This window comes from Bacillus luti, assembly GCF_001884105.1.
GTDB classification, from domain to species: Bacteria; Bacillota; Bacilli; order Bacillales; family Bacillaceae_G; genus Bacillus_A; species Bacillus_A luti.
In genome coordinates this window covers 26638-47703 of the sequence record NZ_MACI01000062.1, presented here as the reverse complement: position 1 = coordinate 47703, position 21066 = coordinate 26638, and the positions used below count along the sequence as shown (strand labels likewise).

26 protein-coding genes and 1 riboswitch are annotated in these 21066 nt (G+C 35.8%); of the genes, 11 read left to right on the top strand and 15 right to left on the bottom strand.

The window, feature by feature from the left end:
* Positions 1-3: 3 nt before the first annotated feature.
* The 10 genes from BAQ48_RS14270 to BAQ48_RS14225 all read right to left on the bottom strand — a co-directional run bounded on the left by BAQ48_RS14270 (position 4) and on the right by BAQ48_RS14225 (position 6980).
* A complete protein-coding gene (locus tag BAQ48_RS14270) occupies positions 4-300 on the bottom strand; it encodes a rhodanese-like domain-containing protein (protein ID WP_071711564.1) in 297 nt (98 codons plus the stop codon).
* A 14-nt stretch (positions 301-314) separates the two neighbouring features.
* Positions 315-680, bottom strand: a complete 366-nt coding sequence (locus BAQ48_RS14265; RefSeq protein WP_071711563.1) for a rhodanese-like domain-containing protein — start codon at positions 678-680, stop codon at positions 315-317.
* Positions 681-699: 19 nt separating this feature from the next.
* Positions 700-1044 (bottom strand): sulfurtransferase, encoded by a 345-nt coding sequence (locus BAQ48_RS28485; RefSeq protein WP_071711562.1) that lies wholly within the window; start codon positions 1042-1044, stop codon positions 700-702.
* A 66-nt stretch (positions 1045-1110) separates the two neighbouring features.
* Positions 1111-1338 carry a sulfurtransferase TusA family protein gene (locus BAQ48_RS14255; protein ID WP_071711561.1) on the bottom strand — a complete coding sequence of 76 codons (228 nt, stop codon included), beginning with the start codon at positions 1336-1338 and terminating at the stop codon, positions 1111-1113.
* 24 nt (positions 1339-1362) lie between these two features.
* Positions 1363-1590 carry a sulfurtransferase TusA family protein gene (locus BAQ48_RS14250; RefSeq protein WP_071711560.1) on the bottom strand — a complete coding sequence of 76 codons (228 nt, stop codon included), beginning with the start codon at positions 1588-1590 and terminating at the stop codon, positions 1363-1365.
* A gap of 38 nt (positions 1591-1628) precedes the next feature.
* Positions 1629-2759, bottom strand: a complete 1131-nt coding sequence (locus tag BAQ48_RS14245; RefSeq protein WP_071711559.1) for an MBL fold metallo-hydrolase — start codon at positions 2757-2759, stop codon at positions 1629-1631.
* A gap of 38 nt (positions 2760-2797) precedes the next feature.
* Positions 2798-3358, bottom strand: coding sequence for a sulfurtransferase TusA family protein (locus BAQ48_RS14240; RefSeq protein WP_071711558.1), 561 nt, complete (start codon positions 3356-3358; stop codon positions 2798-2800).
* 88 nt (positions 3359-3446) lie between these two features.
* Entirely contained in the window at positions 3447-3710 is a 264-nt protein-coding gene (locus BAQ48_RS14235; RefSeq protein WP_000456206.1) for a metal-sensitive transcriptional regulator, read from the bottom strand.
* A gap of 185 nt (positions 3711-3895) precedes the next feature.
* Positions 3896-5560 (bottom strand): CoA-disulfide reductase, encoded by a 1665-nt coding sequence (gene cdr, locus BAQ48_RS14230; RefSeq protein WP_071711557.1) that lies wholly within the window; start codon positions 5558-5560, stop codon positions 3896-3898.
* 142 nt (positions 5561-5702) lie between these two features.
* Complete coding sequence (locus tag BAQ48_RS14225; protein WP_071711556.1) at positions 5703-6980, bottom strand: neutral/alkaline non-lysosomal ceramidase N-terminal domain-containing protein; 1278 nt, start codon at positions 6978-6980, stop codon at positions 5703-5705.
* A 366-nt stretch (positions 6981-7346) separates the two neighbouring features.
* Between BAQ48_RS14225 and BAQ48_RS14220 the strand changes: the two genes are divergently transcribed.
* Entirely contained in the window at positions 7347-8060 is a 714-nt protein-coding gene (locus tag BAQ48_RS14220; protein ID WP_071711555.1) for a DUF4652 domain-containing protein, read from the top strand.
* Between the two features lie 135 nt (positions 8061-8195).
* On the opposite strand, the gene spoVR is transcribed toward BAQ48_RS14220, so the two are convergent.
* Positions 8196-9614, bottom strand: coding sequence for a stage V sporulation protein SpoVR (gene spoVR, locus BAQ48_RS14215; RefSeq protein WP_071711554.1), 1419 nt, complete (start codon positions 9612-9614; stop codon positions 8196-8198).
* A gap of 114 nt (positions 9615-9728) precedes the next feature.
* Positions 9729-10289 carry a nitroreductase family protein gene (locus tag BAQ48_RS14210; protein ID WP_071711553.1) on the bottom strand — a complete coding sequence of 187 codons (561 nt, stop codon included), beginning with the start codon at positions 10287-10289 and terminating at the stop codon, positions 9729-9731.
* Between the two features lie 233 nt (positions 10290-10522).
* On the opposite strand from BAQ48_RS14210, the gene BAQ48_RS14205 reads away from it, so the two are divergent.
* From BAQ48_RS14205 to BAQ48_RS14165, 9 genes are all read left to right on the top strand, one after another.
* Complete coding sequence (locus BAQ48_RS14205) at positions 10523-11119, top strand: hypothetical protein (protein WP_071711552.1); 597 nt, start codon at positions 10523-10525, stop codon at positions 11117-11119.
* Positions 11120-11243: 124 nt separating this feature from the next.
* On the top strand, positions 11244-12749 hold the full coding sequence (locus tag BAQ48_RS14200) for a spore germination protein (protein ID WP_071711551.1): 1506 nt from the start codon (positions 11244-11246) through the stop codon (positions 12747-12749).
* The gene (gene gerYC / locus BAQ48_RS14195) at positions 12746-13828 is read left to right on the top strand and encodes a spore germination protein GerYC (RefSeq protein WP_071711550.1); all 1083 of its coding nucleotides are present in this window, start codon (positions 12746-12748) and stop codon (positions 13826-13828) included. Before BAQ48_RS14200 ends, gerYC begins: the two co-directional genes overlap by 4 nt.
* 12 nt (positions 13829-13840) lie before the next feature.
* Complete coding sequence (locus tag BAQ48_RS14190; protein WP_071711549.1) at positions 13841-14950, top strand: GerAB/ArcD/ProY family transporter; 1110 nt, start codon at positions 13841-13843, stop codon at positions 14948-14950.
* Between the two features lie 45 nt (positions 14951-14995).
* The gene (locus BAQ48_RS14185) at positions 14996-15505 is read left to right on the top strand and encodes a PCYCGC domain-containing protein (protein WP_071711548.1); all 510 of its coding nucleotides are present in this window, start codon (positions 14996-14998) and stop codon (positions 15503-15505) included.
* Positions 15506-15629: 124 nt separating this feature from the next.
* Positions 15630-15878 carry a YhdB family protein gene (locus BAQ48_RS14180; protein WP_001195459.1) on the top strand — a complete coding sequence of 83 codons (249 nt, stop codon included), beginning with the start codon at positions 15630-15632 and terminating at the stop codon, positions 15876-15878.
* 165 nt (positions 15879-16043) lie between these two features.
* Entirely contained in the window at positions 16044-16463 is a 420-nt protein-coding gene (locus tag BAQ48_RS14175; protein WP_000532256.1) for a disulfide formation protein C, read from the top strand.
* Between the two features lie 12 nt (positions 16464-16475).
* Positions 16476-16895, top strand: coding sequence for a thioredoxin family protein (locus BAQ48_RS14170; RefSeq protein WP_071711547.1), 420 nt, complete (start codon positions 16476-16478; stop codon positions 16893-16895).
* A 72-nt stretch (positions 16896-16967) separates the two neighbouring features.
* Complete coding sequence (locus BAQ48_RS14165) at positions 16968-17183, top strand: DUF1540 domain-containing protein (RefSeq protein WP_071711546.1); 216 nt, start codon at positions 16968-16970, stop codon at positions 17181-17183.
* A 32-nt stretch (positions 17184-17215) separates the two neighbouring features.
* Here the strand turns inward: BAQ48_RS14165 and BAQ48_RS14160 are convergent, their stop codons facing one another.
* From BAQ48_RS14160 to BAQ48_RS14150, 3 genes are all read right to left on the bottom strand, one after another.
* Positions 17216-17467 carry a hypothetical protein gene (locus tag BAQ48_RS14160; RefSeq protein WP_000834197.1) on the bottom strand — a complete coding sequence of 84 codons (252 nt, stop codon included), beginning with the start codon at positions 17465-17467 and terminating at the stop codon, positions 17216-17218.
* Between the two features lie 169 nt (positions 17468-17636).
* Positions 17637-18398, bottom strand: a complete 762-nt coding sequence (locus BAQ48_RS14155) for a L,D-transpeptidase (protein ID WP_071711545.1) — start codon at positions 18396-18398, stop codon at positions 17637-17639.
* A 68-nt stretch (positions 18399-18466) separates the two neighbouring features.
* Positions 18467-19333, bottom strand: a complete 867-nt coding sequence (locus BAQ48_RS14150; protein WP_071711544.1) for an SDR family oxidoreductase — start codon at positions 19331-19333, stop codon at positions 18467-18469.
* Positions 19334-19553: 220 nt separating this feature from the next.
* Between BAQ48_RS14150 and BAQ48_RS14145 the strand changes: the two genes are divergently transcribed.
* Positions 19554-20855, top strand: a complete 1302-nt coding sequence (locus tag BAQ48_RS14145; protein ID WP_071711543.1) for an NCS2 family permease — start codon at positions 19554-19556, stop codon at positions 20853-20855.
* Positions 20856-20945: 90 nt separating this feature from the next.
* A riboswitch (SAM riboswitch) is annotated at positions 20946-21051 on the top strand.
* The last annotated feature ends 15 nt before the right edge of the window (positions 21052-21066 follow it).

Genomic DNA, 21066 nt, shown 5'->3' with positions numbered 1-21066 from the left:
GTCCTATTTTACTTTCCCTTCCCAAGCTAACATACCACCTACCATATTAATCACTTGAAAACCGTAACTTTCTAAAAACTGAACGGCTCTTGCACTTCTTCCGCCGGAGCGACAAACGATAATATATTCTTTCTTTTTATCCAACTCATGCATACGAAATTCTAACAGTCCTAGTGGAATGTTACACGCTTCTGGAATTTTCCCTTCAGCTACTTCTTCTACTTCACGTACGTCTACAATATTTACTGCTTCTTTACGTAACAATTTTCCTTCTAATTCTTTTGCTGTCATTTCTTTCATTTTAAATTTCCTCCTCACAAACCATTCATCCCGCCCGACACATTTGTAATATGTTGGAACCCTAATTTTTTTAGCATTTTCGCTGCCTGTTTACTTCTCATTCCACTTTGACAAAGAACAATAACTTCTTTATGTTTATCTAATTGTTGCGCCTTATTAGCTAGTTCATTTAATGGGATATTCCGAAATCCTTTAATATTGTTCCCTCTATATTCACCAGCTGTCCGCACATCAATAAATTGTTTATTATTTTGTCCCATCATACGTTTTAATTCTTTTCCTGAAATATTTTTTACTCCTCTAGCTGGTAAGAATCGAGAAATAATAAACCACGATACAAGTACAATTAAGATTACATTCAATATTGTCTTCACATCCATAAGGCTATTCAAACTCCTTCTATACTTTTTTCCTATCCAAATATATACTATAACTTTGAATATGGAACCCTTTCTTTCTTAAAAAGCGGATACTTAAATTCCGATCCACTTTATTATGAACAATAAGATGCAAAGGCTTATTTGGGATTTCATGATAATACCGTTTTAAATACGCATATGGTATACACATAATTCTAGAAGTGTTATCACTGTGACTCTCTGTATAATTTCGTACATCTACAATAACACTTTCAATTTTCCTTACTTGTTCTAACGAAATATATGCAACATTTAAAACTGGAATGTAACGTTTTACTAAACTTCCCAGTACCAATACTATTAGGGGTATAATTATATAAAACATATATGATTATCCTCTTTACTTTTAATAATAAGCAGATGATGTAATCCTCCGCTTATTATTGAAATGCTATGCTTTCTTGATCCAGAACTTTAATTCACCATCTTCTTCCGTGTGTTTTAACACTTCATGACCGCCTGTTTGTGACCATGCTGGAATATCTTTAACCGCACCTTTATCTGTTATGTGTACTTCTAACACTTCTCCTGATTGTAATACTTCCATTGCCTTCTTTGTTTTTACAATTGGCATTGGACACGCTAATCCTTTTACATCTAATACTTGCTTTACATTCATCTCATATACCTCCTGTTTTTATAATTAAGCCTTCTTAATCCAGAACTTTAATTCGCCTTTTTCTTCTGTATGCTTTAACACTTCATGACCACCTGTTTGTGACCATGCGGGAATATCTTTAATCGCACCTTTATCTGTTGCGTGTACTTCTAACACTTCTCCTGATTGTAATGCTTCCATCGCCTTCTTTGTTTTTACAATTGGCATTGGACACGCTAATCCTTTTACATCTAATACTTGCTTGGCATTCATTTCATATACCTCCTGTTTTTATTTCATTTGAAACCGAATTAATTATGAACAGCACAACGGTTTGGACCAATCTCCATTTCACGCTCTTCGTCTTGATTTGGGTTTAATTGCCCCATATTTGTTTGACGAATTTCTTGATATGCATTCGGTTGAGGTGGTAAATTCTCTGTTACAACTTTACGGAACTCTACCTCATCCTCAATATTTAATCCTGCATTATGCTCAAATAAATCTTTTAATTTTGCACTAACAATACCACTTTCGTCCATTTCACTTATTTTTGAATAATGAGCCGGTAATACAATTAAACTTTGAGATAGTTCTTTATATCGGCTATACAAAGTATTACGTAAATCACTTACCCAATCTTCAGCTTTCCCAGCAAGGTCCGGACGCCCGATTGAATCTACAAATAAAATATCGCCTGATAATAAATAGGAATCATCTACAATAAATGATGTACTTCCAATCGTATGCCCCGGTGAGTATAATGCGTCAATCTCAATTTTAGTACCTCCCACCGTAATAACAGATCCTTCAACAAGCGGTTCGTATGAGAAAACAACTTCCTCCGCATCTTTTGGCGGTAGCCAATACGTACCACCTACTTTTTCCGCTAACTTACGTCCTCCAGAAATATGGTCTGCATGTAAATGTGTATCCATTACATTCGTAATGGTAACGCCATGCTCTTTCGCAAACTCCTCATATGCTTCAATCGTTCTTACCGCATCAATAACTGCAGCTTCACCGTTTGAAACGACCATATAAGATAAACAACCTTTTCCAAGGCGGTTAAACTGATACATACTTCCGCCATTTTTTAAATCTCCAACTTTTATAGGCTTTACATATTCACTCCAAGCCCTCATACCACCAGCTAAATAATAAATATTTTCTAATCCAGCTTCTGTTAACTCCTCTGCTACAAATATAGAAGACCCTTCTTTTGCACATACTACTAAAACATCTTTATCTTTAGGTAATTCACTTACAATATGATCTACACCCTCTAATAAATCAAAGTACGGCACATTCATTGAAGCAATTTCTTTCCCTTCAATTTTCCAATTTTCATAATCCGTCTCATTACGAACATCTAAAATAAACAACTCTCCGAATAAAACTTTCTCTGCAACATCTTTCGCTTGTAACGGTTTAACACTCATTTAATTACCCCCATAGGTATATTTTAATTTAAAAAATTTTATTTTTTCACATTCCCTTGCCACTCTAACATACCTGGAATGACATTTTTCACATTTGCATAACCTTTCTCTTTCAACATGTGGCAAGCTACATCACTGCGGTTACCAGTTCGGCAAACAACATAAATTTGCTTCGTCTGATCTAAAGCTGCACTGTCTAACTCTCCTAACGGCACCGAAATGGCCGATGGAATATGACCAAAAGCGAATTCCGCTGCTTCTCGAACATCTAATACAATACACTCTTCATCACTTAATAATATCTCTTCCAACTCCGTATTCGTAATTGTATGAGGATACTTTGCTACTTCATTCACTTCATGCTCATGTGCTTTCCTAACGTAATGCATCAAAATATCGCCCTCTTGTTTCGTCCCGATATATTGATGCCCTACTTTATTTGCCCAGCTTTGTATATCTACTGTAGACCCTTTATCTGTTGCCTCAATTTCAATCACTTGTCCTGACGACAATCCTTCTATCGCCTTCTTCGTTTTCACAATCGGCATCGGACAAGCCAACCCTTTACAATCTAAACTCATATCCACTTTTATACTCATAGTCGATTCCTCCATAATTCATATACGTATACCTGTAGGGGTATATTAAAATGTTTTTGAAAATCTGTCAACACTTATGTTTGACAGATTATCGGCTTTTGACAAGTAGTTGAACAGCTTCTTTAATTAACTCTTCATTTGAACCATTACCACTTTCAAACTGTTCACGCAAACATTGCTCTAAATTCGTTCCAACAACAAGTCCAATTGTACGATCAAGTGCAGAACGAGATGCCGTTAACTGTGTAATAACCTCTCGGCAATCTTTTCCTTCTTCCATCATACGAAGCACACCACGAACTTGCCCTTCAATACGTTTTAATCTATTTTTCATGTCTTGATTATATTCCATTGTATAATCACCTCATTACCATTATGTCACCATTTATAACTTATGACAATATATTATACCCTATAGGGTATTTTGTAAACCCCTATTTTTAATTTTCACCTTATATATTCGCAAAACATAAAGTGAAACCTTAATCTATAGGCTTTCATCTTCCACCAAATTTTGAAGTGGAAGATGAAAAAATATCAATATACAATACGGTCTGGTAATACTGTACCGTACAATTTAAAACCACCATCTACATTCTTTACCTTATATCCTTTTTCCATTAACATGCGTGCTGCAACGTATCCTCTCATGCCGAGTTGACAAGTAATATATATTTCTTTACCCACTGGCACTTCATCCAAACGATTACGTAATTCATCTAACGGAATATTAATAGAACCTTTAATCATTCCCTGTTTTAGTTCATTAGGCTCTCGAACATCAATAAGATATCCACCATTTGCAACAATATGATCTATTTCATGCCATTGTACCGTTTCCACAAAACCATCTACTATATTACTTGCGGCATACCCCACCATGTTTACTGGATCTTTCGCAGAAGAATATGGCGGTGCGTATGATAATTCTAAATCTGGCAAATCAATTACAGTTAAATTTGCTTTTATTGCCGTTGCAATAACATCGATACGCTTATCAACACCGTCACGTCCTAACGCCTGTGCCCCGTAAATTTTTCCGCTTTCTTTATTAAAAATTAATTTTATTAGCACTGGCGTAGCATTCGGATAGTATCCCGCATGCGAATTTGCCTGTACATGTACTACCTCATAGGGTATATTTAATCGTTTTAATATTTTCTCATTTACTCCCGTCGAAGCAACTGTTAAATCAAAAACTTTAGCTACAGAAGTTCCCATCGTACCTTTATATAAAGAATCAGTATGACCATGAATAATATCTGCTAACATACGCCCTTGACGATTAGCTGGCCACGCTAAAGGAATCATCGTTTCTGTTTCTGTAACAAAATCTTTCACTTCAATCGCATCACCAATTGCATATATATGTGGATCCGATGTTTGAAATTTTTCATTTACTTTTATCGTTCCTCTAACTCCTAAAGCTAACCCTGCATCTTTCGCTAAACTACTCTCTGGTTGTACACCAATTGCTAAAATAATCATATCTGTCTCTATAATTGAACCACTTTTTAAACGTACAACAGTCCCACTCTCTTCTAATGCATCTACACCATCTTCAAAAACAAGCTCAACATTGTGATTTTTCATATGCTCATGCACATATGCTGCCATTTCATAATCGATTGGTGGCATCACTTGATTTGCCATCTCTACGAGAGTAACACCAATTCCACGTTCTCTTAAATTTTCAACCATTTCCACTCCAATAAATCCGCCACCAATAACCGTCGCATGACGTGGTTTCTTCTCATCAATATACGCTTTAATACGATCTGTATCAGGTACATTTCGTAACGTAAACAACGCCTTTGCTTCTTCAATACCTGGAATAGGTGGAACAATTGGTTTCGCCCCTGGTGAAAGAATTAAAATATCATATTCCTCGTTATATGTTTCATTTGTCGTTACATTCTTTATAGTAATTGTTTTCTCTTCTTTATTAATCTTTACTACCTCACTCAATACACGTATATCTAAATTAAAACGCTTCGACATTCTTTCAACAGTTTGTACTAATAATTTTTGCCTTTCTGTAATGACACCGCCAATATAGTATGGTAATCCACAATTTGCAAATGAAATATATTCACCGCGCTCAACCATAATAATTTCATCTTCTTCACTTAAACGACGAAGCCTTGCAGCTACTGATGCGCCGCCGGCAACTCCGCCTACTACAACTATTTTTCTAGACATATTTCAAACCTCCGTGTTATTTATTTTCTCAATGTATCAAAAACGAAAACTCATACCCGTATGGGTATATAATAAAATATATAAAAAGCATTTTCAATATATATGTCTTTCTTTCACAAATTTGAAACAAATAAAAAAGAACTTAGGCATCTCCAAGTTCTTTTGTGTATAATTCTATAACTTTCTGTACGATTACATCTGCTGTATTTTCCTCCGGTGGCATCAATAAATTCGTAACCGTTCCATACACAATAGGATTCAACTCTACTTCATATCCACCATATACAAATTCTTCCTTTGTCGGTAAGTAACCGATATATCCATTCGTATAGCCACCAAAGAAAACTAGATCATTTTGAAGACGCTCTTTCATTTCTAACGCAGTCTCTGAAAAAGGTTCCATCGGTATACCAGAGAACATACCATCATTAACTTGAAACAGTTGAACTTCTAAATCGATACGTAACTTCCGAATACCTTGCTTATATTTCTCTAAAACGATAGTAAGCCATTCATCCGTATTCACGCCCCACTGCTTCTCAGCTAATTGAGCCATGCTTCGTATCTCATCAATTTCAGGGATATCCTTCAATTTCATTTGCACCATACTCGAAATCGTTCTTACATTTACAATTGGGCTATATGTAACTGTCGGTAACATCGTTAATACATGTCCACTAAGCGTGTAAGCCATTTGTGTTAATGCTTCCCTAGAACCCCGATACTTCGCATTCACATTTCCAGCAGCACCTTGCACGATAATAACTGGGCAGTTTATTATCTTCTCAAGAATCTCTCTCGTCATCCCGGGATAGTCCGCTGATAATACATCACTATCACCTTTTAAAACATTCGGATGAGCAGTGCAAAATACTATAATCCCACATAGCTCCTTCGTTTCAGCATCTCTAATGGCTAAAACACCAATTCGTTTATCTACAACACCCTCTACATTCGTTCCCATCTTCACTTTTCCATCAGATGTTCTCTCTCTTCGGTTTACTCCAATTTCGCCTGTTGTAACACCCCATCCAACTTCACATGATCTTAAGTTATTATTGGCAGTAATAGCACCCTGCACTACATTATTTACTAAAAGCGTTTTATACGACCGTACTAACGGATCATCACCGACCGTTTCTGGACCGGAATGCGTATGTGTATACACAACCGTTATCCGCTCAAATGGCACCTGAATCCTACTCGCTATCCGCTCACGAATCATCGTCGTATCTTCTACTAACATCCCGATATTATCAATGCTTATAAACACAGTCTTCATTTCATCTTTTTCAAATACAAAGATTGTTCCGTAAATATGCTCTTCAATATTATTAATTCCAGTCTCTCTATGATATCCGACAAAATCAATACCTACAGGCGGCGTAATATCCACCTTGCATACCCCTACTTTACTCATTTGAATCGCTCCATTTCTCTATATAACTTCCTTTCTTCAAGAATAGCATATTTAAAACCTTGTTCCAGATGAAACAGACCGGAAACTGTATTCAATGTCCGGTCTTCTCCAAGGTCTATAATGTTAATAGGGATGCATCGTTAATTAGCTGTATATTCAATTCTGCCAAATATATAACAAACCTATAACTCAGGTTAAATATACACTGTAAAAACTTATAGTATGTCTTACGATTGCACTAAATGTACTGCTTTAAAATGTAGCCTTTCGTTTTACTTAACATCAAAATATTACAATTTTTGATAGAGAAAGCATTTTTATTGTGATATTATGAATCCATAATATTGAAATTAACAGGAGGATACTATGAAAAGTCGCTATTTAAATACTTTATTATTGGGGATTATTGCTGTACTCATCGCAATATTTGTTTTAGGCTATTTTAATATTATTTCTTTACCCCAAAAGAAATCTGTTATTACAAAACAAATTGATACAACAAAAGAAACGAATCAACAAAATTCCAACCGGGAAAAGCAAGAATCCAAAAAGAACAATGAGTTGAGTATAGATGAAACAGAAATTTCTTTACTAGCTAAGAATCCAAAAGGAGAAGCTACACCACTTTGGAAATCTGATTCAGGCACAGCACTTGACTACGAAATTTCGCCTAGCGGAGATAAAATAATTTTGAATAGCCGCGTATTAGCCGATGAGCCAGGTGAGTTATCCTTGTATGATTTTAAGACAGACAAACAGACAGTAGTTAAATTAGATTCCAAATTACATAACTCACAGACTTGTAAGAGCGTTACATGGATTGATGATAATCACTTATTACTTGTAATAGGTGGAGCTGCAGGCAATTCTAACCATGGTGGGGATTTATACACTTACAACGTACAAAAAGAGGAATTCAAACTCCTTAAAAAACGTCCTAAAAACATTAGTTATACAAAAGTAGTTCAGAATATGGATTCTTTTTACTTTATCGGTATTCAATACACAGATGACAATTATAATGAACACACTGGTTATGTAGAAACCATTTCTACAAAAGAAGTCTCAAATTCTTTATAGTAAATGTGTGCAACAACGCTTGAATGTGAGTAAGGATTTTTATGTTTATAGATTTACTAACATTCTAGTTGTTGGTATATATGAATATTGTATAACAAACCAAAAAAGCCACTACATACATAGTGGCTTTCCTTATCACACATACTTCCGATGCACCATCTTCCCATCATACGAAAACACAACGCCCTTACTCTCCACGATCGACTCCATATGCACTGTTCTTCCCCATAACTGATGAAGGTACGGCAATACTTTTTCTAAGTATTTTAAATCTAGCTCGATTCCTTCGTAACTATGTTTAATGTATAATTCTCCGTTCTTTAAGTAGTCTCCATCTTCTACTACTAAGTACGGGAATCCACCATTTGTCCGCATATTTACGAGTTGATCACGCACATGTTCCCACTCTTTATCTATTACTTTATACTCTTTTCCTTGGCGCTGGAATAAGTACATATCTTCTCGCATAACGAGGTCTTTATTTAAGTAGTTTCTTAAGAACGATACATCCCATTCAATTTCGCGTACTTCAAAGATTTTGTCACGACCAGACCCTGGTTTTACACCACGGCGTTTCATTTCTTCTGTCGGGTTATTGTAGCGTTCTTCAATATCTTCAAACATTTTAATACCGAGGTAGTATGGGTTAATGCTTGTTTTTGATGGCTGAACGACACCCGCATTAAGCTTTGCAAATTCGATCGCTTCAGAAGATGTTAAGTCCATTTCACGAAGTATGCGCTGATGCCAGTAGGAAGCCCAACCTTCGTTCATAATTTTCGTTTCAAGCTGTGGCCAGAAATATAACATTTCCTCACGCATCATCGTTAATATGTCGCGCTGCCAATCTTCCAGCTCACGGCTATATTCTTCAATGAATAGTAGTAAATCTTTCTCTGGCTGTGGTGGAATCTTCTTCTTTTTTCGTATATTGGATCGTTCCCTTTTTTTATTTCGATCATCTAAGTTCCATAAATCATCGTATTGCGACGCCTTTTTCTTTTCTACTTCTTCCTCTTCTAAATCATCAATACTCCACGCAAGTTTCGGGCGCATAAGTGATGGATCAATATGCTCTTGAATAGCAAGTACGGCATCTAAAAACGTTTCTACCTCTGCCTTTCCGTACTTATGCTCATATGCTTTCACACGGTCCGCTGTTGCCGCCATACTCTCTACCATGTCTCGCTTCGTATTTGAAAAACGAATATTATTTTTAAAGAAGTCACAGTGTGCTAAAACGTGCGCTACAATTAATTTGTTTTGAATTAAAGAGTTCGTATCTAATAAAAAGGCATAACATGGATCAGAGTTAATAACGAGTTCGTATATTTTACTAAGTCCTAAATCGTATTGTAATTTCATTCTGAAAAATTGCTTTCCAAAACTCCAATGTGAAAACCTCGTCGGCATCCCATATGCACCAAATGTATAAATGATTTCCGCTGGACATATTTCGTAACGCATCGGATAAAAATCAAGCCCAAATCCAGTCGCAATTTCCGTAATTTCTGCAATCGCATATTGCAGTGCTTTATCGTCACTTGCTCTCATTATTTTCCCTCCTTACACTTTCCCTTAAGAAAGTGTATGATGGGAAACAAGCTTTCATGAGGATTGATTGCATAATAAAAAGACATCCTCATAAAAACGAGAATGTCTCATCTATTACCCTTCAATAATCTCCATCTTTTCCGTAATCGGTGTACGAGCTTTTCCTTCTGGCGCTTTATCGAAATAGCCTAGGTGAAGAATTCCAATGATACGTTGGCCTCTTGTTAAACCGATTCCTTCTATAAATAATGGATTGTAGTTTAATCCGCCTGATTTCCAAACACAGCCTAAGCCGCGTTCCCAAGCAAGTAATTGGAAGTTTTGCATAAATGCACATGTTGCAGCGTAATCTTCGTCACGTTGAATTTGACGTGGATCTTCATTAATGTAAACAACGATTTGTGCAGGCGTGCTTAAGAAACGATCAGATAAGATTTTACCGCGTTTTGCTCTTTCTTCTTCTGTAAAGGAGTTTAATACTGCATCTACTAATTGCTTGCGGCCTTCTCCAATGTATAGTTTACAATTCCATGGTTCACGGTGCTTATGATTTGGTGCCCACGTTGCGTCATTTAATAATTCAATTAATAACTCTTTGTCTACTGCTTTATCAGTGAATGTACGAACAGAACGTCTTTCTTTAATCACATTTGCGATGGAAGTATATGTAGTCATATTTTTCTCTCCCTTATTTTTATCTATATGTATAACATTTGTTATTGATATTGATTTTCAATTTCGATTATAACCTAGTTTTTTACTATTAATCAATGTTTTATGCTGGAAAACTTCCAAAAAAAATCATTTCATGCTGTGAATAAAAAAACTTAACTTGTTCACAAGTATTTCACATTTTATGGAAATGATATGTGTACAGTTTCCACATTATCCATCTAGGAGGAGTTTATATGTACAAAAAAATCGCAGTAAGTATGACTATGGCAACATTATTATGCGGGTTAACTTTCTTCCCTGCTTCCGCTGCTACACCAAAAGAAGTAACAATGCACCATCATAAGCTTATTCCAGAAGAAGAAATGCAATCGCTCGAAAAACTTGGCTATAACAAACATGAAATTTGGAAAGCTGCTCATATTGCAAGAATCAGTAAAAAAGAAATAAAAGACGTTTTAGCTTACTATAAGCAAAATAAATCTTGGGAGAAAACAGCAGAACATTTCGGTGTAGATCCAAGTAAGCTGAAAAAGCATCATATGAATAAAGAAACAAAGCAAGCACTGCTACAACAGTTAGCAACTATGCAAAAATCCACACCGGATCAGCTAAAGCAAAAAATGAAGGAATATAATATCGGCTTGCGTCAGCTCACGGTATTAACAATCATTTCTCAAAAAAGTAATACCCCTCTTGATGATGTGCTAAAAATGAAAAAAGATGGAATGGACATTAAACAAATTGCAGAAAAATTAAATGTAAAAAAAGAAGATATAAGAGCGGAAATGATGAAATTAGTGCAGTCTATTAAAGAAAAGAAAACAAATTAACATGTAAAAAGGAAGAGATATTCACTACTCTTCCTTTTCTTTATGAACTTTCAACTTTGAAGTATAAATTCCCGTCTTTCCCAAAAACTAACACAAGTAAATGATGTATGTCAGGGGTGAGAAAATGTTTCGTTTATCATCTAAAAAGAAGAAACAAACTGTTTGTTCTATTCCAGAATTTATCCACACTATGAAAGAATCAAGTGACTTTTCTTCTTATAACATTATAGAAGATGGGACGTTATGTTTGTTTTATTATCAATCTACAGTAGAATCACTCATTATTAAACGATTCATTCTAGCTCCTATAAAAATTAAATTAGAAGAAATTCAAAGTATTGAGGATATTGCAAATATCGTAGCAATTGAAGATATTATCATCTCTCCTTCCGTTAATGATATTCGCGAAAAATTATTAGGCGGATACGTGTTAGTACAGCTAAAAAAAGGTTCAGAGCAAGAAGCATATGCACTCCTCCGCGCTGAAAGTTCAGTTTTAGGAACGAGATTATATAACGATACGGAGAATGAATATAGTGTCATCGGTCCAAAAATCGGATTCGTTGAGAATATCGATACAAATATGCACTTGCTTCGGCGAAATATCGTAACAGAGCAATTAATTTTCAAGGAGCTTTCCGTTGGTTCTATATCGAAAACAAAAATCATAGTCGCTTATATGGCGGATATTACAAATGAACAGCATGTGAATACTGCGATGCAACGCCTACGAGATATTGACTTTGATTTTCCTTTTGATGCAACTATGATTGAACAGTTTATTAGTGATAATAGCAACTCCCCCTTCCCTGTTTTACTACCTACAGAGCGTTTAGATCGCTCCGTTTATGCATTATTGAATGGAGGAGTCGTCATTTTAACAGACGGTTCACCATATGCATTAGCCGGACCAGCAACATTACTCGATTTTTTCGTCTCTCCAGAAGACTATTATTTACCATGGATGGCAGGATCATTTCTTAGATTAGTTCGCTTTTTTGGAGCAGCATTCTCTCTGTTTTCATCAGCTATTTATACAGCTGTATTAACGTATCACTATCAAATGATTCCGGCTGATTTACTCGGCCCTATTATTTATTCTAGAGCCAACGTACCATTTCCACCTGTTTTGGAGGCACTTTTTTTAGAAATTACAATCGAATTACTGCGCGAAGCTGGGGCGCGTTTACCGACTAAAGTCGGCCAAACGATTGGTATTGTTGGCGGAATTGTAATTGGACAAGCATCAGTTGAGGCTGCTTTAACGAGCACCATCTTACTAATTGCTGTTGCGCTTTCTGCACTAGCTTCTTTTACAACACCAACGGTAAAAATGTCTTCTACTATCCGGATATTACGCTTCCCTCTTATCATTTTAGCTGGAGCATTTGGAGGTGTAGGGCTTATCGTCGGATTTGTATTCATATTGGCTCATTTAATTCGCTTAAAATCACTTGGATCACCTTATTTATTACCTTTATACCCATTTCGAGGTTTAGGAACTGCCGAAGGTCTCTTTCGCTTGCCGTTTAGTCAAACTGCAGGACGAGCTTCTTTTCTAAGACCTAAAAAGAAATGGCGCTATGATCCAAACAAAGCGAAAGAAAAACGCGACGGTGAGGAAAAATGAAAAATATTTTATTATGCTTTTTCATTATCAGTTTAATTTTTCAATCTGGTTGTACAGAAGCAAATATAGTCGATACACAGCGAATGATCCACGTAGGTGGATTCGATATAAGGAAAGATAAAAATTTTCGCGGGACAATTTTATATCCCGATTACACAAAAGGAGTACAATCTCAACCTGAAACTCAATCCACTCATGCAGGTACAATTGAAACAATCTCTTCCCTTCTAAACGCCAAATCGCCACATACGATCGCTGTAGGTCAAATGCGTGTAGTCCTATTTGGGAAGGCATTTGGTGAACGTGGAATTGGAGATGTTATTAACAACTTACAACGTGATCCTAACATTGGCCGAGATGTACAACTCGCGCTTGTAGATGGTTCAGCAGAAAAATTACTTAAACATGTCAAAACAAATGGATCACTATATCTATCTGAATTACTGGAACAAAACATAAAAAACGAGACAATCCCTCGGACAGCTTTAAATATTTTTTTATATAACTTCTATTCATCCGGATACGATCCATTTCTTCCTTACATTCAAGAATCAGAAGACAAATCTGCTTCCATTAAAGGACTCGCATTTTTAAAAAGAGATAAAGTTGTTATGTATACAGATAAGAAAAGGTCTTTTTTATTTAAATTACTCATTAATCCAACTAAAAACGGACGTTATGAAGTCCCAATACGTCAAGGTAAACATAAAGGCTTAATTGCAACCCAAAACTTATCTGGAAATAGTGTTTGTTCCCTTTCCGACACTGGTGACATTCCAAAAGTTCACATTCGACTGGAATTAAATGGACTTATAAAAAATGCTCCTAGCTGGCTGGATTTATCAAAAAGTGAAAATGTAACTTACGTAAAAAGACATGTAGAAAAAACGCTTGAAAAGGATTTAAACCAATTAATACAAACATTCCAAGAAAAAAAAATCGATCCAATCGGTATACGTGAAGAAATTCGTAGTCATTCAAGAAAATGGAGCATGAAACAAATTCAAGATATATATCCTAGCGTTAATGTTGCTGTTAATGTGAAAATTAATGTCGTACAATCTGGTATCGGAGAATAGTGAGGTGCTATCATGACTGGACAAGATAAAACACATACAGTTTCCCCGTATTTCACATTCCTTCTATTACACTCCCTTCAAATTGGAGTAGGGGTGTTAGGATACCAAAGGATTATTGCGCAATTTGCCGGTTATGATTCTTGGATTTCTCTTATTATCGCTGGTATTGCAACTCATATCGTATTATTTTGTATGCTGAAAATGTTAGAAAAAGATAATGATTTAATGAATATCCATACGACATGTTTCGGAAAGTGGATTGGAACATTTTTTTCCGTATGCTTTGCCGCATACCTTCTATTATTTTGCCTTACTGTTCTGCGTACATATATTGAAGTTATTCAAGTTTGGGTCTTTCCTACAATTAAACCATGGAAATTAACTTTACTATTTTTACTTGTAGCTTATTACATAATTAGAGGTGGCTTTCGTTCTGTAACAGGCATATGTTTTTGGGGCGTTATCATACCGATTTTCGTCCTGTTTTTCTTAGTTTTCCCAATGAAATATGCACATGTTCGTAACATTTTCCCAATTCTTACTCATTCACCTTTAGATATTCTAACTGCAGCGAAATCATCTGCATTAGAATTTCTTGGATTCGAAGCAATTCTTATTTTTTATCCGTTTATTAAAAAAGGAAAATCAATAAATAAATGGGCACATGGCGGCATTGTTTTTACAACGATTCTATACGTAATACTTGCCATCGTTTCCCTTATGTACTACAGCCAAGGACAACTACACCATACCATTTGGCCAACATTAACGATGCTAAAAATCATTAAAGTTCCTTTTATCCAAAGGTTTGAGTACATCATTATTTTCCTATGGTATCTTATTATTTTACCTAACCTTTGTTTAACAATTTGGTCTTCTTGTTGCATTAGTAAAAGATCTTTTCACATACCTTTTAAAATTACACTGCCACTCTTTATCGCAGCTATATTTATTTCATCTTTATTTTTCACAAATCGTGAAAGTATCAATACATTAAATACGGTACTATCTCAAGCTGGTTTATATATTGTATACGCTTATATCCCTATTTTATTTCTATTTCATTCGCTACGATGGCGCTTCAAAAATCCGTCGAAAAAATCTTCAACCGATACACCGTAATCTCTGATACAATTTGATTAATACATTTGTAAAGGGGACAAGCGAATGAAAAAGTATGTATTTTCTTTACTTGCGGTACTGAGCCTAATTCTTGCTGGCTGCGGAAGTACTAGTACAAATGACAAAAAATCTTCTGAATCAAAAGAAGAGCATGATCATGCCACGCACACTCAGCAAGCTGACATTCAAGAAAAAACAAAAGGAATCGACACACTTCCAGCCTTCCTAGACAAACTTGATCCACAAATGAAAGAAATCTACACGGTCGCTGGACAAAATGCAGAACTATTGGATTGGATTCCATGTTACTGCGGTTGCGGTGAAAGTGTAGGACATAAAAATAATAAAAACTGCTTTATTCGTGAAATTAAAAAGAATGGTGAAGTTGTTTGGGATTCCCATGCAACGACTTGTGTCAATTGCTTAGAAATCGCAGTTGAATCTGCTTCGATGAAACAAAAAGGAAAATCAACGCTAGAAATTCGTAACTATATCGATAATAAATATAAAGAGGGGTACGGCAAACCGACGCCTACACCAATGCCAAAAGCTTAATAAAAACGAGGACATGCCTCGTTTTTTCTTTTCATTCACATTTTTTCTTAACAAATTCTTTCAAGTGTATTTCTCCTTACTTGTCACACACTATATATAACTCCTCAAGTAAGGAGGGTACACAGTGCAAACATATAACGACTATGATAAAGCTCTCTATTACACGTATTGCTGTAATTGGGATAAATTACTCGTTCTCATGGTTCAAACGAACGATCAATTATTTTCTAAACGTATTGAGCATTTTTTACACGCTTATCAATACAGTAAAGAACTACCAGAAGTTGATAAACAATTGCAGCTCCTATTTCAATATATTGACCACGCATCCCAAAAGTCACATGTAGAAGAAGTAGAGCAAATTCAAATGTAAAATATAGCGCTATTCTCTTCTGGAGAATAGCGCTTTTTTAAAATGTTTATATCAATAAAAGTTTTTCCTTATAAAACTTTTATTGATAAACATATTTTTTCTTTCTTTTCTGTACTACTTCATACTATAATTTAGTATGTAACTATTATAAGAGAGGTATAAAATATGGGACGAGAAAAAAAGCAAGAATATGCTTTATTTACCGCGTGGGGAGCTTCTTTTATCGCTACACTAGGAAGTCTATACTTTTCCGAAATCATGAAATTTGAGCCTTGTGTCCTTTGTTGGTATCAACGTATTTTTATGTATCCATTCGTTTTATGGCTCGGTATCGCTGTAGTAAAAAAAGATTACCGCATCGCAAGTTATTCTTTACCAATCGCAAGTATTGGTGCTTGTATTTCTTTATATCACTATGCAATTCAAAAAATCGCAGCATTTTCAGCTGCTGGGGCAGCTTGCGGTCGTGTACCATGTACGGGAGAATACATAAACTGGTTCGGCTTTGTGACAATCCCGTTTTTAGCACTTATCGGCTTTATCACAATCGCTGTTTGTAGCTTTATTGTAATTAAAAACAAATAAGGAGATGAAAAAATGAAAAAAATGCTTATATTTGGCGGTATTATTATCGTCCTGTTTGCGGCAATCTTTGCTGTAACACAAATGGAAAAGAAAAACGCATCGACAGGTGAAAAAGATTACTATTCAAATAAAATTTCTCTTGAAGATCTCAATAAAAATATAGAAGATAAAAAAGAACAAACGATTTACTTTTATCAAACCTCTTGCGTTCATTGTCAAAAGGTCTCTCCTACTGTTGTACCTTTAGCGAAAGATTTAAATGTTGATATGAAAGTAATTGATATTGAAAATTTAAACGAGCCTTGGGATAAGTACGACATTAAAGGAACACCGACAATTATTCATTTTAAAGATGGTAAAGAAGTAAGCCGTATTGGCGGAGAACAATCAAAAGAAAAATTCAAAGAGTGGTTTGAACAAACGAAGAAATAACGAGAAAAGGAAACTCCTTCTACACATGAAATGGGCGTAAAATCCCACACTAATGTATAAGGAGGGGGTTTTATGCCAGAAGTGAAATGCTCTGTTTCCAATTGCTCATTTTGGGGACAAGGTAACTTTTGTCAAGCAAGTGCAATCGTTGTTCAACCAGATGCAGAAGAAGCGGGTTCGAATACAAATGATTCATATACAGGTGCGGTTTTAACAAACGAGACGCTAGAAAGTTCTGTAACAACGAGTGTAGAGACTTGTTGTCATACATTTAAGCCAAAATATTAAACATAAAAGCATACGATTAATCGTATGCTTTTTTACATTCCTCTCCAAAAATCATGCATCATAAAAAAGTACAAAATAACGAGAACGACTGTCCCGCATAGGGTAATGCGCCGGTATATACTCTTCTCCCCTTCTCTTGCTTTCACAAACGCCCAAATAAATCCGAAGAACAATATTAAATCAACATATGGAACATAAAAAGAAAAGACGAGAAATGCATACAAATACACGATAAATAAACAGGTCGTTACTAAGAAAACTTTGAACGCAAATTCACTTTTCATAATATAACCGCCCCCAATCTGTACTGTATTATATTCAGCAAAATACAATAGTTGCTGTTTCTTTTTTTATCCTTCTATTTACGTGCATCGCGATTCGTCTAATTTAATAATTTATGCAAAATTTGCTTCCCTAAATTACAAATAAGCTACCGTCTATACACGGTAGCTCTTACAGTACATTATATTTCCGTTTATATATATTACTTAAAATCGAAGCAGGAATTTGCTCATAACGAACTTTTTCTCCCGTTTCATCCATAATATACAAATTGTTTCCTATATAATAGGTTCCATCTTTCCTTTTGGCATACACTGCATACCTTTCGTTTGGTAATACTGTTTTCACTTTTGTTAATTGCCCATTTGGCTCTTGCCAATATATATCCGCGCGGTCTACTAACGTAAGCATTCCAATTTGTTCTTCTTCCACTTTACGACCATTCCAGCTCACAACGCGATACCCCAGCTTATTCGCTTCAAATTCGGGACTCGTATGAAAACGAGAAATGATTACTTTTGTCTGCAATTGTACTCGGTCATATAGCCATTGTATATCTCTGTCATGCATGCGAATACAACCATTCGATTCCCTACTTCCAATCGTCCATTCTCTATTCGTCCCGTGAATTGCATACTCCTTTTTATCTAGTCCGAGCCACCTTGTACCAAGAGGATTATTCGGTGCACCACCAGGTATCTTTTTACGATGGTATTCTTTATTTTTATATTTAGTTATAATACAAAAATTCCCTTCTGGTGTTGGGGTGCGATCCCTTCCAGTCGTTATTGGAAACGTCCTCGTATAGTTTCCATCTTCAAAAAAAGATAGCTGATTTGTCGTAAGATTCACTAGTATTAAATGATCTGTATTAGCAAAAGCGCTAGCTGGTAGGCAGAAAAATAGGATTACGATACACCATATTTTTTTCATCTAAATCCTCCCTAGCACTAATATCATAATAAATGCAATTAGCTTTACTTTGCTCTTATAAATGAAAACTATCCATTTACAATAACCCCCCCGTTTACATGTATCATTTGTCCTGTAACATAGGAAGAATCTCCAGAAGCTAAATATACATATGCAGGCGCTAATTCATATGGTTGACCAGGTCTTTGCATCGGAACATTGCTTCCAAACTGTGATACTTTCTTTTCATCAAAACTTGATGGGATAAGCGGTGTCCAAATTGGTCCTGGTGCGACACCATTTACACGAATCCCTTTTTGTACTAACGACTGAGAAAGCGATCTTGTAAAAGCTACAATAGCCCCTTTCGTTGCGGAATAATCAATTAACGTTTCATTTCCTTCGTACGCAACGATAGATGCCGTATTTATAATGACATCCCCTTGTTTCAAGTGAGCAAGTGCTGCTTTCGTAACATGAAAATAAGAAAAAATATTAATCCGAAACGTTTTCTCTAGCTGTTCCGCTGTAATATACTCTAATCCTTGCTGGGGATATTGCTGTGCAACGTTATTCACAACAATATTTAAACCGCCTAACTGCCGAGCGGTCTCTTCCACAACATTTTTACACTGTTGTTCATTACTTAAATCACCCGGTAACAATACACACTTCACGCCTTCTTTTTCCACACGCTGTTTCGTCTCGTTTGCGTCTTCTTCCTCATCTAAATAAGCAATCGCAATGTTCGCTCCCTCTTTTGCAAAAGCGATAGACACGGCTCTTCCAATCCCACTATCTCCCCCTGTAATTAATACATTCTTTCCTTTTAACTTTTCGCTACCTTTATAATTTGGATCTTCAAACCGCGGAAGTGGATTCATTAATGATTCAATACCAGGCTGTTTATCCTGATGTTGCGCAGGCATTGTTAAAAAGTTTTTTTGCTGAGGCATACTTCAATCAGCTCCTTTTCCTTATCATGTGCACAATAATAAAAACTACTTATACATAAAAAGCGTATTTTACACGTAGTTCTACGGTTAATATTCGAATTTAAGACACAAAATATGAATTGTTGTAAACTTTTTATGCAAAACTATTGCAAAATGCACAAAAAACGAATATTATATATAACTGTTGTGAAAATTATTCGTAAACAGAAAGGATGTTTATATGTTTAACCTTTCAAAACATAAAACTTCTATTAAAACTGAAATTATGGCGGGTACTATTACCTTCTTAACAATGGCATATATTATTGTCGTAAACCCTGTCATCCTTGGTGATGCAGGTGTTCCATTCGAACAAGCATTTACAGCAACAATTATCGCTGCTGTTGTCGGAACATTATTTATGGCGATCTTTACAAACTTACCAATCGCAATTGCACCAGGGATGGGATTAAATGCTTACTTCTCTTACTCTGTTGTAAAAGCTCATGAAGGCATGACTTTCGCGATTGCATTCTCTGCTGTATTCGTAGCAGGTATGATTTTAATTTTGTTATCATTTACATCATTCCGTACAAAATTAATGGAAGCAATTCCTGAAAACTTAAAACATGCAATTACTGCTGGTATCGGTCTTTTCATCGCCTTTATCGGTTTACGTTTAACAGGGATCGTTACAAAAAATGATGCAAACTTAGTTGGTCTTGGTGATTTGCATTCTGCTCCAGTACTACTAGCATTAGCTGGTCTTGGGATTACAATTGTCCTTATGTCTTTAAATGTAAATGGCGCACTATTTATCGGAATGCTATTAACTGGTATTATCGCTTACTTCACGGGACAATTAACATTCTCAAACGGTGTTACATCAATGCCTGGATTACCAGAAGGAATTATCGTTTCAAATCCAATTACTGCTGTATCTGACGTAATTAACTACGGATTATACGGCGTTGTATTCTCATTCTTCCTTGTTACATTATTCGATACAACAGGTACATTACTTGGCGTAGCGCAACAAGGTGGCTTTATGAAAGACGGAAAGCTTCCAAAAGCAGGACGAGCTCTTCTATCTGACTCATTCTCAGCAACAATCGGTTCTATGTTCGGAACAACGCCATCAACAGCTTACATTGAATCATCTGCTGGTGTTGCAGCTGGTGGTCGTACTGGTTTAACAACTGTTACAGTAGCTGTTCTATTCGCACTAGCAGCATTCTTCGGACCATTAGTAAGTGCCGTTTCTGGTGTATCAGCTATTACTGCACCATCATTAATTATCGTTGGTAGTCTTATGATGGGTTCAGTTCGTCACATTGATTGGGACGCATTTGATGAAGCATTCCCAGCATTCTTAGTCATTTTAAGCATGCCACTTACATCAAGTATCGCAACAGGTATCGCACTTGGATTTATTTCATACCCACTTATGAAAGTGGCAAAAGGACAATTCCGTGCTGTTCACCCACTTGTGTATTTATTCGGAATCTTGTTCGCTTATCAATTGATTTTCTTACCACATTAAAATCCCTCTTTACGAGGGATTTTTTTTACAAAAAATTATTTGACAACGCCATAAACTTATGGAATAATTCGAAATAGTTAAATATTCGATGTCTTATCAAGAGCAGGTGGAGGGATGAGCCCTACGAAGCCCGGCAACCGACCCATTTATGGGCACGGTGCTAATTCTTACAACACGTCGTGTTGAAAGATAAGAGTAATATGATAAGACG